The 14,346-nt window shown below is 52.1% G+C and carries 12 protein-coding genes; 7 read left to right on the top strand and 5 right to left on the bottom strand.

All coding sequences use genetic code 11. From position 1 onward, the window contains the following. Positions 1-91 precede the first annotated feature (91 nt). Positions 92-934, bottom strand: a complete 843-nt coding sequence (locus FH603_RS06910) for a DUF481 domain-containing protein (protein WP_317171194.1) — start codon at positions 932-934, stop codon at positions 92-94. A gap of 266 nt (positions 935-1,200) precedes the next feature. Here FH603_RS06910 and FH603_RS06915 point away from each other — a divergent pair, with 266 nt between their 5' ends. The 5 genes from FH603_RS06915 (at position 1,201) to FH603_RS06935 (ending at position 6,107) form a co-directional block, all read left to right on the top strand. After that, a complete protein-coding gene (locus FH603_RS06915; protein WP_186736728.1) occupies positions 1,201-1,380 on the top strand; it encodes a DUF1059 domain-containing protein in 180 nt (59 codons plus the stop codon). A 142-nt stretch (positions 1,381-1,522) separates the two neighbouring features. Further along, entirely contained in the window at positions 1,523-2,491 is a 969-nt protein-coding gene (locus tag FH603_RS06920) for a Gfo/Idh/MocA family protein (protein ID WP_186736729.1), read from the top strand. Positions 2,492-2,501: 10 nt separating this feature from the next. Next, a complete protein-coding gene (locus tag FH603_RS06925) occupies positions 2,502-3,704 on the top strand; it encodes a hypothetical protein (RefSeq protein WP_186736730.1) in 1,203 nt (400 codons plus the stop codon). Positions 3,705-3,767: 63 nt separating this feature from the next. Continuing rightward, on the top strand, positions 3,768-4,931 hold the full coding sequence (locus FH603_RS06930; protein WP_186736731.1) for an AIR synthase related protein: 1,164 nt from the start codon (positions 3,768-3,770) through the stop codon (positions 4,929-4,931). Between the two features lie 69 nt (positions 4,932-5,000). Continuing rightward, positions 5,001-6,107, top strand: coding sequence for a T9SS type A sorting domain-containing protein (locus FH603_RS06935; RefSeq protein WP_235985276.1), 1,107 nt, complete (start codon positions 5,001-5,003; stop codon positions 6,105-6,107). A 69-nt stretch (positions 6,108-6,176) separates the two neighbouring features. Here the strand turns inward: FH603_RS06935 and FH603_RS06940 are convergent, their stop codons facing one another. Genes FH603_RS06940 through FH603_RS06955 form a run of 4 tightly spaced genes read right to left on the bottom strand, consistent with a single transcriptional unit; the run spans position 6,177 to position 12,466 of the window. Continuing rightward, positions 6,177-9,296, bottom strand: coding sequence for an efflux RND transporter permease subunit (locus tag FH603_RS06940; protein WP_186736732.1), 3,120 nt, complete (start codon positions 9,294-9,296; stop codon positions 6,177-6,179). A 5-nt stretch (positions 9,297-9,301) separates the two neighbouring features. After that, a complete protein-coding gene (locus FH603_RS06945; RefSeq protein ID WP_186736733.1) occupies positions 9,302-10,366 on the bottom strand; it encodes an efflux RND transporter periplasmic adaptor subunit in 1,065 nt (354 codons plus the stop codon). Positions 10,367-10,404: 38 nt separating this feature from the next. Further along, positions 10,405-11,805, bottom strand: a complete 1,401-nt coding sequence (locus FH603_RS06950) for a TolC family protein (protein ID WP_186736734.1) — start codon at positions 11,803-11,805, stop codon at positions 10,405-10,407. A 49-nt stretch (positions 11,806-11,854) separates the two neighbouring features. Next, positions 11,855-12,466 carry a TetR/AcrR family transcriptional regulator gene (locus tag FH603_RS06955; protein WP_186736735.1) on the bottom strand — a complete coding sequence of 204 codons (612 nt, stop codon included), beginning with the start codon at positions 12,464-12,466 and terminating at the stop codon, positions 11,855-11,857. A 249-nt stretch (positions 12,467-12,715) separates the two neighbouring features. Between FH603_RS06955 and FH603_RS06960 the strand changes: the two genes are divergently transcribed. Next, positions 12,716-13,327 (top strand): thioredoxin family protein, encoded by a 612-nt coding sequence (locus FH603_RS06960; protein ID WP_186736736.1) that lies wholly within the window; start codon positions 12,716-12,718, stop codon positions 13,325-13,327. Between the two features lie 283 nt (positions 13,328-13,610). Continuing rightward, a complete protein-coding gene (locus FH603_RS06965; protein ID WP_186736737.1) occupies positions 13,611-14,135 on the top strand; it encodes a sll1863 family stress response protein in 525 nt (174 codons plus the stop codon). Positions 14,136-14,346 lie beyond the last annotated feature (211 nt).

Below are 14,346 nucleotides of genomic sequence, written 5' to 3' on the forward strand. Positions count from 1 at the left end.
GGTGAGTTAGTGATTGGCTGTTGCAGTCGAGACACTCACTAACTGATCGACTCACCAACTGATCGACTCACTAACTGATTGACTCACCGACTCATTTCCGCTCGTAGACCAGTCCCGCCGTAAAGCGCAGGTCGTTGTTTTGCCGGCCGGGTACAACAACGCTTTCGTAAGCGTTGGCTATGGTTGACCGAAGACTTACTACCGCCGTTAGCTTGATCTGAACGCTTAAACTGGCATTCCAGCGGATGTTTCGAACGCCCAGAGCGGGTTGGTAGAACGTGGTATGTGTAATGGTAAACCGGTCGTTGTCGAAGGTGTATTCCCCGAACAGGCGCGTCGAGTTGCGGAATATATTGATGTCATTCAGTTCAACGAAGTCTGTAAATTCATTCAGGATCACGTTGGTCAGGGATAGGTAAGCGCGCTTCTGGTTCAGGAGCTTATAACCGGCTCCGCCCGCAATAGTCCAGCGCCGGTCGATCCGGCGCAGGTTACTTCGCTCAAACGAGCCAAACCCCAGATAATAGAGCCGTTTCTCTGGCCTATAGGTCGTTCTGAAGTCGCCGAACCATTCCCGTTCAGCCAGAATGCCGCTCTGACGGCCGTAAACGAATGACGGGTTACTTGATAGTTTGAACAAGTTACTCAGTTCATAATCGATCGAACCGGCCAGTTGCAACAATGTGCGGTTGATGTTGCCGGCTGTGACGGTACCGTCGGCGGCCAGTCGATAACGGAATACGGGTGTCTGTGGGGCGGCAACCGGCGCAGGACTCGCCAGACTTACCTTACCTGAATCTGAGGCTGTTGTGGCATTACTGCTGTCGGGTGTCGATGGACGTAATGGGTCGGGTTGCTCCACGATCTGGGCTGATGCAGCGCCACCGATGAGTAATCCAATAAATAAGAAAAGGCGTCGATACTTATTTTGCACAGGCTACTGACTATGTTTCGTGTTCATAAACGCCCGCAACTGTAAAATCGTTATAGTCAACTGTTGCCGGTCCTGGTAGATCACGGTTGAACCAGCCATTTCAACCGTGACAGACATTGACGTTATCTGAACGCTAACCAGCCTGTCAATCTTTTTCTCCGGTTAATAAATAGGAAATATATCCTGTTGACCAATCTGTTGGTTATCAGTAGGTTTGTCATGAACGTCATACGGCGTTCGGCTATACTTCTAAACGCTGACCACGCATGAAAACGCTCAACTGCCGCGATGCCGGCTTCGATTGCAATGCACAAATTCAGGCCGATACGGAGGAGGAAATACTAGCCCAGGCCGCACAGCACGCCCAGACGGTTCACGGAGTGGCGGTTACACCTGAAATGGCTGAAGGGTTGAAATCCCTTATCCACGAATCAGCACAGCCGTAGAACCCAGCACGATCAGCCCATTTTTGTGATGGCTTATACCTAACAAGGCGATTGGTATCCGTAACCCGAGTTACCGGATAGGTCATGTCAGGCGAAAAAGTGATAGTTTTGACCAAAATCAAAGTCAATCTATACGCGCTATATGACACGCTGGGGAATACTGGGACCGGGCCGCATCGCCCACAAATTTGCACAGGATCTGATGACCCTGCCCGATGCGCAACTCTATGCCGTAGCGTCTACCGATCAGGATCGCGCCAATGCGTTTGCCCGGGAGTATGGTGCCCCCCACGCGTTCGGTACCTATGAACAACTGCTGACCCTGCCCGATCTGGACGTAGTCTACGTGGCAACGCCCCACGTTAAGCACTACGAAAATGTACAGATGCTGCTCAACGCGGGTATTGCGGTTCTCGGCGAAAAACCGTTTGCCATGAATGGTGCTCAGGTACGTGAGATGGTCGAGCTGGCGCGCAGTAAGCAGGTCTTTCTCATGGAAGCGCTCTGGAGCCGGTTCATGCCCGTACTACAGCGGGCGAAACAACTCGTTGATGAAGGCGCTATTGGAACCGTTACGGGTGTGCGGGCTGATTTCGGCTTTGCCGCACCTTTTTCGCCCGATGGTCGGCTGTTCGATAAAGCATTGGGAGGGGGGGCGTTGCTGGACATTGGTATATATCCCCTGTTCTGGTCGTATCTGTTCCTGGGTATGCCGGAAACGGTTAAGGCAACGGCAATCTTCGGGCAAACCGGGGTCGACGAGCAGTGTGGCATGGTAATGACCTACCCCAACGGCGAACTGGCGGTCCTCGACAGCACCCTCCGCGCCCGGACGCCCTGCGAAGCTTTTGTGTATGGGACCGCAGGGATGATTCGGGTGCAGTCGCGCTGGCACGAAACGGAGGGGCTGATTCTCGAACGCGACGGCCAGGAACCCGAGCGGATCGACGTGCCACGTGCTACTTTCGGCTACGATTACGAGGCCGTGCACGTCATGCAGTGCCTGACCGACGGCCTCACCGAAAGCGCTACCTGGTCCCTGAACGACAGCCTGAATCTGATGACGTTGCTGGATACGGTGCGGGCAGAAGCGGGAATCGTGTACGAGTAACGGTACGGGCATGGTACTTGAACGACTAACGGCTACCCCGCTAGCGAAGATAATCCGGGTGCTGGTGGCCCTGGTCGTGGGGGCGCTGCCGGCGCTGGCTCAGCAGTGGAAGCCGTATAATGAACTGGGCGATCTGTATCCGGCCTACGCTATTGCCGTATCGAACCTTGTACCCGACGCGGCCGATCGTAGGGACGAAACGCTTTTGGGTGACCTGAACGGCGTTATGGGTATTTCGTTCATCCCGACCCAGGCTAATACAACAATCAAACTCGCTATTCGATGCGATAACAGCCTGAAGCTGTTCGAGCCAGCCGTTGTTGAGGTGGTGGCCCAGAAAGTGGGCGTAGAGTACCTGATTAGGCCTGTTATTCCCTTTGATCAGGCGAGACTGGCGGCTCTTAAACAGTCGTCAACGGCGTACATAACGTATACCCTGACCATTGATGGACAGAAGCCAGCTTCCCGAACGGAGCGGCTTCGGGTGCGATCCATCAATGATTGCCCGTTTGCGTTTGTCAATGAAGACAAGACGGGAACCTCCATCGATTTCATGTTTGCGGCTTACGTCAATGAAGATCATCCCTGGATTCAGGCGATTTTGCAGGAAGCGCTTCAGAAAAATTACGTGGATGCGTTTATTGGCTATCAGGGTAGTAAAGACGATGTGTACAGGCAGGCGATGGCCATTTGGCGGGTATTGCAGGAACGCGGTATTCGGTACAGCAGTATCGAGACCGTAACGCCTGCCTCAGCGGGCGTCATGTCGCAGAACGTCCGGCTGCTGGACGAGAGTATCCGGTATACACAGTCCAATTGCGTCGATGGTACGGTGCTGTTCGCATCCATCCTGCGTAAAATTGCTATCAATCCTATTCTGGTTGTAGTGCCGGGCCATATGTTCGTTGGCTTTGACCTGGACACTGACGGCGATCAGCAGGCCTATCTCGAAACGACTATGCTTGGGCTGGATGCCCGTGCTACCAAAATCGCGAACAGCCGCCTGTACAAAACGTTGCTCGATACCGAAACGGGCCTGAAGGCGCAGGTGGCCGCCAAATCATTTGTAGCGGCTTTGGAGTCGGGAAGTAGATTGTTTGCTGACAGTAAGTCTCAACTTCGTCATAAGAGAGAAGGGTACGCTCTTATCGATATAGCCGTTGCCCGCCAGGCCGGTATCGCTCCCATTATGTACATTGCTGCGGAAAGGTAAAGGAAATAAGGGCGAAGTACCCTGGCTCTTTCCTCCTTCCTGCCTTATCCCTACCTTTGCCGAATGACCGATCGCTATGCCCAGCGCGGAGTTTCCGCTAGTAAAGAAGACGTTCACAACGCTATTGCCCAACTCGATAAGGGCTTGTTCCCGAAAGCTTTCTGCAAGATCGTGCCCGATACGCTGGCTGGCGATCCTGACTTTTGTACCATCATGCACGCCGACGGCGCGGGTACCAAGTCAGCACTTGCTTACTTATACTGGCGCGAAACTGGTGATTTGAGTGTTTGGAAAGGTATTGCGCAGGATGCCATTGTGATGAATACCGACGACCTGATCTGCGTAGGAGCCACCGGACCAATGTTACTTTCCTCTACTATTGGCCGGAATAAGAACCTGATTCCGGGCGAGGTCATTGCCGAACTCATCAACGGTACCGAGGACGTGTTACAGATGCTCCGCGAACACGGCATCGAAATATATAGCACGGGTGGCGAAACTGCCGATGTGGGTGATCTGGTCAGAACCCTGATCGTTGACAGTACGGTCATTGCCCGGATGCGCCGGGACCAGGTTATCAGCAATGACCGGATTCAGGCGGGCGATGTGATTGTTGGGCTGGCTTCCTTTGGGCAGGCCAGCTACGAAACACAGTACAACGGTGGTATGGGTAGCAATGGACTGACTTCAGCCCGCCACGACGTACTGGATCATTATCTGGCTGAGACCTACCCTGAAAGTTTTGATCCGGCTATCGATAAATCGCTCATCTACAGCGGATCGAAGCGATTAACGGACACCGTTGATGGAACAGGTCTGACTGTTGGGCAACTAATTCTGTCGCCCACCCGTACCTATGCGCCGGTTGCCAAAGTACTGCTGGACGAACTCCGGCCACACCTGCATGGTCTCGTACATTGCTCCGGCGGAGCACAGACAAAGGTGCTCCATTTTGTGGAGAACGTGCATATTATTAAAGATAACCTGTTTCCTATACCGCCCCTGTTCCGGATGATTCAAGCCGAGAGTGGCACAAGCTGGCAGGAGATGTACAAGGTTTTTAATATGGGACACCGGCTGGAAGTTTATCTGCCGGAAGAACAGGCGCAGCGGGTTATTGAGATAGCTCAGTCTTTTCAGATCGATGCTCAGATTATTGGTCATGTTGAAGCATACGAAGGTAAGCAGGTAACTATACAGAGTGAAGTAGGCACATTTGTGTACTAATTTGCTTGTCAATCAGCTGTAAGTGAATACATTGTAGCGAATTGTGACAAATCACGATTCCGTTCTACTATGAATACGCTCTACCGATTGATGATTTTGTTGCTCCTTGGATTAGCGACTATACCGAAGGTCGCCGGACAAACGGTTGCTTTTTCAGGAGGCTGGAGTTTTGAAGGCACCGATGCGGGTGTATCATCAAATAGCCTGATTGCCCTCTCCGATGTAAGTTATACAGGCGTCAACAAGCTAGCTGTAAACCCTTATACCGCCGGTTATACCAGTCTGGGTGTCAATGTCCAAAACTGGTCTGCGTCGAGTTGTAATAATACCGAGTATGTTCAGTTTGGGGTACAACCGGTAGGTACCGCTAAACTCACGCTGACAACCCTGACATTTGCGTTTGCCCGTTCACCGACGGGGCCGCAGAACCTTACCGTACGTTCGAGTGTGGACGGTTTCAGTGCGGCTATCTATACGGCAGCTGTGGCTGAATACTATCAGGTTGCCACACTTACATTCAACAGTCCTGAATTTACCAGTCAAACTACGCCCATCACATTTCGCATCTACGCCTGTAATCCATCAGCCGGGGGCGGAACGTTGAAACTGGATGAGATTCTGTTCAACGGTTCCTCCTTGCCCGTTACCCTGATCTCGTTCATCGCAAAACCGGAAGGTGATCGTGTCCAGTTAGCCTGGGCTACTTCGGTGGAGCATGACGCCGACCGGTTCGTGATCGAGCGGAGCGCCGACCTGGGCGAATACCTGTCGCTGGGCGAAGTAGCCGCAAAAGGAACGACAACTACCCGCCAGCATTACGGGTTTACCGATTATCACCCGCTTCCCGGCGAAAACTACTACCGGTTGCGGCAAATTGACCACGATGGCACGAGCCATACGTTCAGGCCGGTATCAGTTGTCGTGCAGACCGATGCGTTGGTGGCGGTCGTTTACCCCAACCCCGCCGACCCTGCCCGTATCCATCTACGGCTCTGGAATGCCAGCGATGCATCGGTTCGGCTATTGACGCTAACGGGCCAATTCATTCCGTGCCGATTAGACCGGCGTTTAAGTGAAGCCGATCTGATTCCACAACACCCCTTGTCAACCGGAATCTACTGGCTGGAAATCCAGGCCGATGGCCGGAAGCGAGTGAGCCGCGTATTAATCCGGTAGTGGCGGGTTGGCTTTAGCGGGTGCACCACCAACGAACTGCCACTACCGAACCATTCAAATTCAGTACGCCTACACCAGCACTGGCTCCTGTTCCTGCGCCATCTTCCGGTCTATTTTTGGCGGCAGGAGTTTGTAAACGACCGGTGTCACGATTCGGGACAGCAGCGTACTTGAAATCAGACCACCGATGAGCACCCAGGCTAATGGCGAATAGAGGGGATTATTCTCCAGCGCCAGCGGCATCAGCCCGCCAATGGCCGTTAGCGATGTCAGTACGATAGGAACAAACCGAACTTCGCCAGCTTCCTTAATCGCTTCGATCAAAGGCACTCCCTGCTCACGCAACTGATTCGTGAAATCGACCAGCAGGATTGAGTTCTTGACCTCAATGCCGATCAGCGCAATCAATCCGATAATAGCAACGAATGAGAACGGATTACCCGTAAGCAACAAAGCCGCAATAGCACCAATAATGCCCAGGGGAATCACCGACAGGACAATCAGCGTACTCTTTAAGGTGCCAAACTCCAGAATGAGTACGGCCATGAAACCGAAAACGGTGATGAGAATAATGGTGCCCAATCCACCAAACGACTGTTCCCGGCTTTCCAGCTCCCCCGCTGCCTGAAAACGGAATCCATTTGGAAACGGCATACTAGTCAGCTTTTTCAGCACGTCGGAGTAAATATTGTCGACCAGGTAGCCCGTTTTCACGAACCCCGTTACGCTCACATACCGGTCTTTGTCGTAGTGGCGGATAAGGTTTGTGCCGGTCTCGAATTGCAGGTCAGCTACTTGCCGCAAAGGAACCGCGCCACCCGTGACGGTATTGACGTACAAATTTGTCAGGGCTGTTTGGTCGGTAGCGGGTCCTGCTCCGGTATAGCCACTACTATGCCGTTCTTTGGGGAGGCCGTTTACCGCCGTAGTCACATTGATGGTGTAGTCGTCGGGGTCGTTGGGTGCCTTGAACGTTCCTACGTTTAAGCCCGCAACGGCCAACCGGATGGTGCGGTTAATGTCGGCGATAGACAAGCCCAGTAATCCGGCTTTTTCTTTGTTGACCTTAATGCGAATATCGGTTTTCCGGGTGGCCAGGGGGTTATTGACATAAATAAGGCCGGGAGTTTGTTTTAAGATCGTTTCCACGCGGCCTGCCACAACACGCAACGTATCCAGGTTTTCGCCAAACACCCGAATCGCAACCGGCGCTTCCTGAGCCGGGCCCTGCTCAAAATCTTTGACTTCAATGCGGGCGTTCGGGTAAAGGGCGAATCGATCGCGGTACTTGTCGATCAGGGCGCGCTTTTGGGCGGGCTCAACATCGGTAAGCTGAACGAAAAACTGCGAGAAGTTGGCCGATTCGTTGCGCTGCAGAACGTTGTAATAAATGCGGGGATTTCCCTTGCCAACGTTGGTGGTAAAGTGGCGAATGTCCGGGTCGTTTTTCAGCTGGCTCTCTACATAACGAGCCACCCGGTTCGTTTCGCCCAGGCTGCTGCCGTCGGGTGTTTCTATGTTGATCAGAAATTGGGGTTTCTCCGAAGCCGGAAACAGCCCGAAACCCACCCGGCCCGCCAGTGAGAGCGCGCCACCAAAAATAGCCAGGGCCGCCAGCAACGTGATAGCCGGACGTTGTAAGGCCACATTGAGCAGCTTACTATACGATCCACTAATGAGTCGTTTGAGTGCCCGCAAAAAAATGTTGCCTTCCGGATTGTGCGGGGTTTTCAGGATGCGGCTTGATAGAAATGGCACGATGGTCAGCGAAACCAGCAGTGACGCCAGTACCGTAGTGACAACCGCCATCGGCAACGACCGGATGAAGTCGCCCGAGCCTTCGGGTAGAAACAGCAAGGGCAGAAACGCCAGAATCAGCGTGACTGTGCAGCCAATAACGGCTAACGTAATCTGACTTGTCGCCTTAACGGCGGCATCTTTCCGGGAGTAGCCTTCGCGCAGGTACCGTTCAATGTTTTCGACCACCACAATGCTGTCATCGACCAGAATGCCGAGGGCAACAATAAGACCAACGATACTCAACTGGTTAATGCTGTAGCCAAAGGCGTTTAGTAACGATAAACCAATAGCCAGCGAAAGCGGAATGGAGATCATGACGACCACCGCAGCCCGAAACCCGAGGGGTAATAACGTCAGTGACACCAGCAAAATGGCAATGGCAAAGTCCTTGGTGAAACGATCCAGCCGCTTCCCAACGCTGGCCGCCTGATCGAAATTCTTGATCAGTTTAATATGGGGCGGCAACGTTTTGGTAAACGTCTCAATAACCGGGTCGATCTGTTTGCCTACCTTGTCGATATTCTCCCCCAGTTTCTGACTGGCTGTTACGAGTACCGCCCGATGACCATCCAGCCGGGTAATATGGGTTTCGTCTTCGAGGTTAAAACTCACATCGGCAATGTCGCCCAGGTGAATAAGCTTCTGGCCGTTGCTGGAAACAATGGTACGTCTGATCTCATCCAGCGACTGATAATCACCGGCCGTTTTGACGTTAAACTTCCGGGTGCCAACCTGAATGCTACCCCCTGGAATAGTCGCATTCTCGGCTTGTAAGGCCCCCACAATCCGGTTGGTCGGGATACCTTCCTGCGCCATTTTGTCGATGTTGAGCGATACCCGCACAATACCGGCCGGATAGCCCCAGTCCTCCACATTTTTGAGGCTCGTAATTTTCTCCAGCCGTTTGGTAAGCTCGTCGGCATAATGACCAAGCTCTTTATCCGATGCTACCTCCGATTGTAAGGCCACCTGCACGATGTTGACATCGGACGGGGAAAACTTACGGATCTCGATGCTGAACACGTCGGCGGGTAATTCGCTGCGGAGGGCGTTCACCTCCCGTACCACTTCCTGGTATTTTTTGTCGGGGTCCTGACTGTACTCGTACTGAACGCGCAGCACGGCCAGCCCATCGTCGACACTTGTGATCAGGTGTTTGATGTTATCGAGTTCGTTAAAGCGTTTTTCGGCCGGGTCAACGACTAGCTCTTCCATATCGAGAGCATCGGTGCCGGGATACACGATGACAACGGCAAACTCAGGCGCCGTAAATTCGGGGTCTTCGCCCCGGGGCATGTTTATGAGGGAGTTGATGCCGAGTGCGGCCACGCCCAGGAACAGAACCAGCATAAACTGCCAGTTTTTGACGGAGAATTGTGCGAGATTCATGGTGTTTATTTGATAACGACACGTGATTCTTCTGTCAGAAAAGCCGACCCTGCCGTGATAACCTCTTTTACGCCCGATAAGCCGTTGGTCAGTAGTACCTTGTCGCCGTCCAGGTAGCCGATCTGGACCGCTACCTTTCTGACTTTCTCGCGATCGCCTGCCGGGATATACACAAACCCGTCTTTACCATTGCCTTCCACGATCGCTTCTACCGGAACGACTGCATAGCTACGGCTGCGGGCGGGTAGGAGTGATACATTGGCAAACAGGCCGGGGGCTAATTTTGCTGTGCCGGGAGTAATCCTTATTTCTACCTCATACAGCTTGTTGACCGGATCGGCCGCCTGCGCCAGTTCGCTGATGGTACCGCTGAATGGTTGGTCGGGGTAGGCATCGAGCCGGACGGTGGCGCGGTTTCCAGGTTGTAGTCTCGCCCAGTCCTTGTCGGATACGCCTACCCGTACCACCCAATCACTCCGGCGGTTGCCTGAAATCAGGTAGACAGAAGCACCAGCGGCCACGTACTCACCGGCATTAGCCACTTTGCGCGTCACCGTCCCGTCGACCGACGCCCGGATCTGGGCATAGCTGCGGTTGAACTGCGCAATGGTCAGCGCCTGCTTCGAGACGTTCTGACTGGTGGTAGCATTCTGAAGTTGCTCCAGTGTTGCCGCTGTATCGCCGTATAAGCGTTGAACCCGGCCGAAGTCACGCTCGGCCTTTTCGCTGGCTAACTGTGCCTGACTGACCTGTGCGTCTATCTCGGTCAGGTCGAGCGTAGCCAGCAGTTGCCCTTTACGAACGGTCTGGCCTTCATCGGCAAACATCCGGTTGATGATGCCGCCCACCTTGAACGATAAGCGGGCTTCTTCTGCCGATGATACCAGACCCGACGCTATGACCGGTTCAGCCCGCACGACCGATGTAACGGGGGTAAGCTTCACAGGAACAACCCCTTCGACAGACCTGGCTGTGGTTGTCGATTCGGTTGTTTTGTTTTCAGCTTTACTACCACAGGCCCACAACAGGACGGGGAGTGAGAGTGATAAAAGAATGGAAAGGATTTTCATGATCGGGAATGAAAAAAGATGAGTAGAAACGAAAGCGCCTATTTTACCGCTACGGCGCGGTCCAGTGCGGCCCGTTTCACGAGTACGTCGGTGCGGGCGAGTGAATGCTGAAGCTGAGCCGTGAGCCGGTCGTTTTGATAGCGAAGAAACTCAATGAGCAGCGCCTGGCCGTTGCGGTATTTACTGTCGATGACCCGGAACGTTGCGTCGGCATTTACGATACCGCTCTGCGTAGCAGCCAGACTTTCATTGGCTGCGTCAAGGTCGTAATAGGCTTGTAATACCTGTAGCTGAATTTGCCGTTGTACATCCTGAATGCGGGTTTGAAGCGCATCGGTTTGAATTTTGGCCTGCTGAATCTTCGACCGTTTTTCATAACCCCGAAACAAATCCCACTGCAGACCGATCTGGGCTATGGCATAGGCCTGGTTTCGAAACGTATAGCCGAAGCCCTGAAATCCGGCATTGCCACCCAGATACAGATTTGGAATGGTTGCATTGGCTTCATTGAGCCGGACCGACGTTTGAGCCGCCTGCAGGGAGCCGCCTAGTTGAACCAGTTCCTGACGCCCGCGAAGTGCTATTTGCTGTAGCTCTGATAGCTGTTCTGGGGCTTCCGGCAGAATTTTCGTCAGCGATGAGTCTACCGCTACCGCTGCGGTTAGATCGCGGTTTATCAAAAAGTTCAGGTACGCCCGGGCCGTTTCGCGGTTCTTGCCAGCCGTAGCCAGCTGCTGGGCCACTTTGCTGATCTCATACCGGGCCGAACTCACCACTTCGCGCGTTGCCACGTTATTGCTAACCAGTTTCTCATTGAGCCGGGCTAATTCGTTCAGTACCAACCGGGCATTTTCAAGAATTTGTACGGCGTCGAGCGATTGCAGATACTGGAAATAAGCGGTAGCGATCGAATAGCGTAGCTCGTTTTCGATTACCCGTTTTCTGGCCTCTTGGGCTGAAAGTAATTGCTTTTGGATGAGGTAGTTATATTGAATATCGGTGTTGAACAGGGTGTATTGAAACGAGACTTTGGTATCGTGGAAGTTGTTTGGAGCCAGCTGCTGATTTACGTTCTCGATGTTGGTGGGGAAACGATCAGATCCGGTGAGTTGGTTGAGGGTGCGATAGGCTGGATTCAGTAAGTCACCTACCGGAAATTCCAATCGCCGTCCACCAGCCGCCAGCGAATAGGTTGGGTTGAAAGCTATGCGCGGATAAAACAGGGAGCGAGCCTGATTGATCGATTCCGTAACCCGGCTAATATCGAGCGACTCCTGCCGAAGTCCAAGGTTGTTCGCCAATCCTTCGCGGATATACTCGTCCAGAATAACCGATTGTACCGCTGGCGCTATGGTAGCTACCGGCGTTGGGGGCTGCGCTATCAGCCACGTAGGTAGAAAAAAGGCTATCCAATACAAATGCCTGACTAATAGTATCATGATCGAACGTTATTAACTGAACACTGTTTAGTAAAAGGTCAAAAAAATATTACAAACCGTGGCGTAGTGTTTGACAGAATAGTGTGAACCCGTCGTCCATAACCGTTTGCCGGTCGCATTCCGGGAACATGCCTAATCGTTTGCGCAGGAACAAGGCCGTGTACCCATGAATGGCGCTCCAGATCATCATAGCTGTTGCCTCAACATTGTGTTTTCTGAAAACGCCCGTATCCATACATTCCTGTACCACCTGAACCAACAGACCGAAAGCCTGATCGCCTTCGACCCAGTCTTTCTTTTCGAGTGTGTCCATAGGTGCGTTCATGATGAACATCAGATCGAACAACTCCGGGTTCTCAACGGCGAAACGGATGTAGGAACGCCCCATTTCCACCAGTCTTTCAAAAGGATCACTAATCAACAGCAGCGGACGAAACTCCTCGACCATCTGAACAAACCCACGTTGATGCAGGGCAAATAGTAAATCATTCTTGTCCTTGAAATACAGATAGATGGTTGCGGGGCTGTACTCGATCTCATCGGCAATGTTCCGAATACTGACTTTTTCGTATCCGTTAGCTAGAAACAGCTTTTGGGCAGCCGACAATATCAGCTTCCGCATTTCTTCCCGATCCCGCTCTTTCCGTTCAACGATACCCATACTCAACGATTAATGAGACAAACCTACTGAACACTGTTCAGTAAAAAAATACTGTACATAATTTTCACTATTGAATTGATTATACGGTCGTAAAACCACTCAACCCGGCAAGTTGATTAGTTTCTGGAAACTTACTGATCAATGTTACTTTGTTGTCTGTTCAGCTTGTTTAATTTTACCCCGTATCTAATTCGGTAGACTAATCTTTTCCCGCCGTCAGCTATCTAACTTGTAAACGTGTAGAATGCAATGATAAACCTAGTGATGAGTTGGGTGTTGGCCGGTTTGCTGAGTGTGACAATGCTGGTGTCGGCTAGTGGTCAGACCCCCAAAGGCTACACACTTGGCGATGTAGTAGCCGATTTCAAGCTAAAAAACGTTGACGGGCGTATAATAAGTCTGGCTGACTATCGGACGCAGAAAGGAGCGATCGTGGTATTTACCAGCAACCACTGCCCATTCTCGAAAGTATATGAGGACCGGCTTATGGCGCTGGATCGGCAATTTGCCGCACAGGGATATCCGGTACTGGCCATTATGCCGAACGACCCGGCTATTTATGAAGATGATTCCTTCGAGAACATGAAGATCCGAGCCCGTGAGAAAGGCTATTCGTATCCTTATGGGTTGGATGAGATACAGCTCGCTAAAACGTTCGGTGCTACGCGAACTCCTCAAGTTTATGTGTTGAAACAGACGAAGGGGCAGTTCGTCCTCGAATATGTGGGTACGATTGACGACAGCCCACAGGATAGCGGCAGTGTGAAGCGCCGGTATGTTGAAGAAGCCGTCAGCAGCTTACTCGCCGGCCGCCCTGTACAGTCGCCCATTACCAAACCTATTGGCTGTGCGATAAGATGAAGGAAAGGGAGGAAGGAGGAAAGGGAGGAAGGAGGAAAGGGAGGAGGGAGGAATGAGAGGGAAGAGGAAAGGGAGGAGGGAGGAAAGGGAGCTGACGCATGCTGGCGAAAGCAATCCCTCTCCTCCTTCCTCCCTTTCCTCTTTCCTCCCTTTCCTCCCTTTCCTCCTTTCCTCCTTTCCTCCCTCCTCCCTTCCTTCCTCCTCCCTTTCCTCCTTCCTCCCTTTTTCCATTTGGCACAGCATTTGTAAAGTCTGGTATGTAAATCAACTACACAAGACCATTATGAAAAAGACTCAACTCGTTATGACCCAACTGAAGAATGTTGCTGGTACCCTGATGCTCGTCGCTTCGCTGGCGCTCCTGCAGGCTTGTGGATCGGACAATAAAAATGAATCGCGTACCGAAGATGCCATGGAGCGCACCGGCGATGCTATTGAAGCTGACACCAAAGATGCTACAGCCGATGTGCGTGCTGATGCAAATGAAGCTGGCGACGATTTTGAACGTGAGCGTAAAGAAGCAGTAGCCGACATGAACGTTCAAAAAGACAAGCTGGACGCTAAAATCGATAAATTAAAAGCCGATATCAAAAGCAAAGGTCGTGAGGCAAAGGCTGATTCGAAAGATGAACTGGCTGAACTCGAAGCTGACCGGAAAGACCTGGGCAATGATATTGATAAGGCGCAAAACGCTACGGCGGCCGCCTGGAAAGATGTTAAAGCAGGTTTCAAAAAGGCAGGTAAAAATATTGGCAATGCATTTGACAAAGCAGAAGACAAAGTCGATCCGGATGGAAAAGACGACTAGTCACTGACAGTACCAGCATGACTGAGAACGCCGGGCCATACGTATGGCCCGGCTTTTTTTTGTAGCTGTCAGGTGGGGTATTATTTCCCCAATTCTGTTGATTTTGAGACTATGGGTCTATATACGTTATTCCTGGCCTGGTGGTAGGTAAAAATTTAATCGACGGGTCAGAATCGACTGGACTACCTTTGAACAAGCCTCCTGAACATAC

It is taken from the genome of Spirosoma utsteinense, assembly GCF_014282275.1.
Taxonomy (GTDB): domain Bacteria; phylum Bacteroidota; class Bacteroidia; order Cytophagales; family Spirosomataceae; genus Spirosoma; species Spirosoma utsteinense.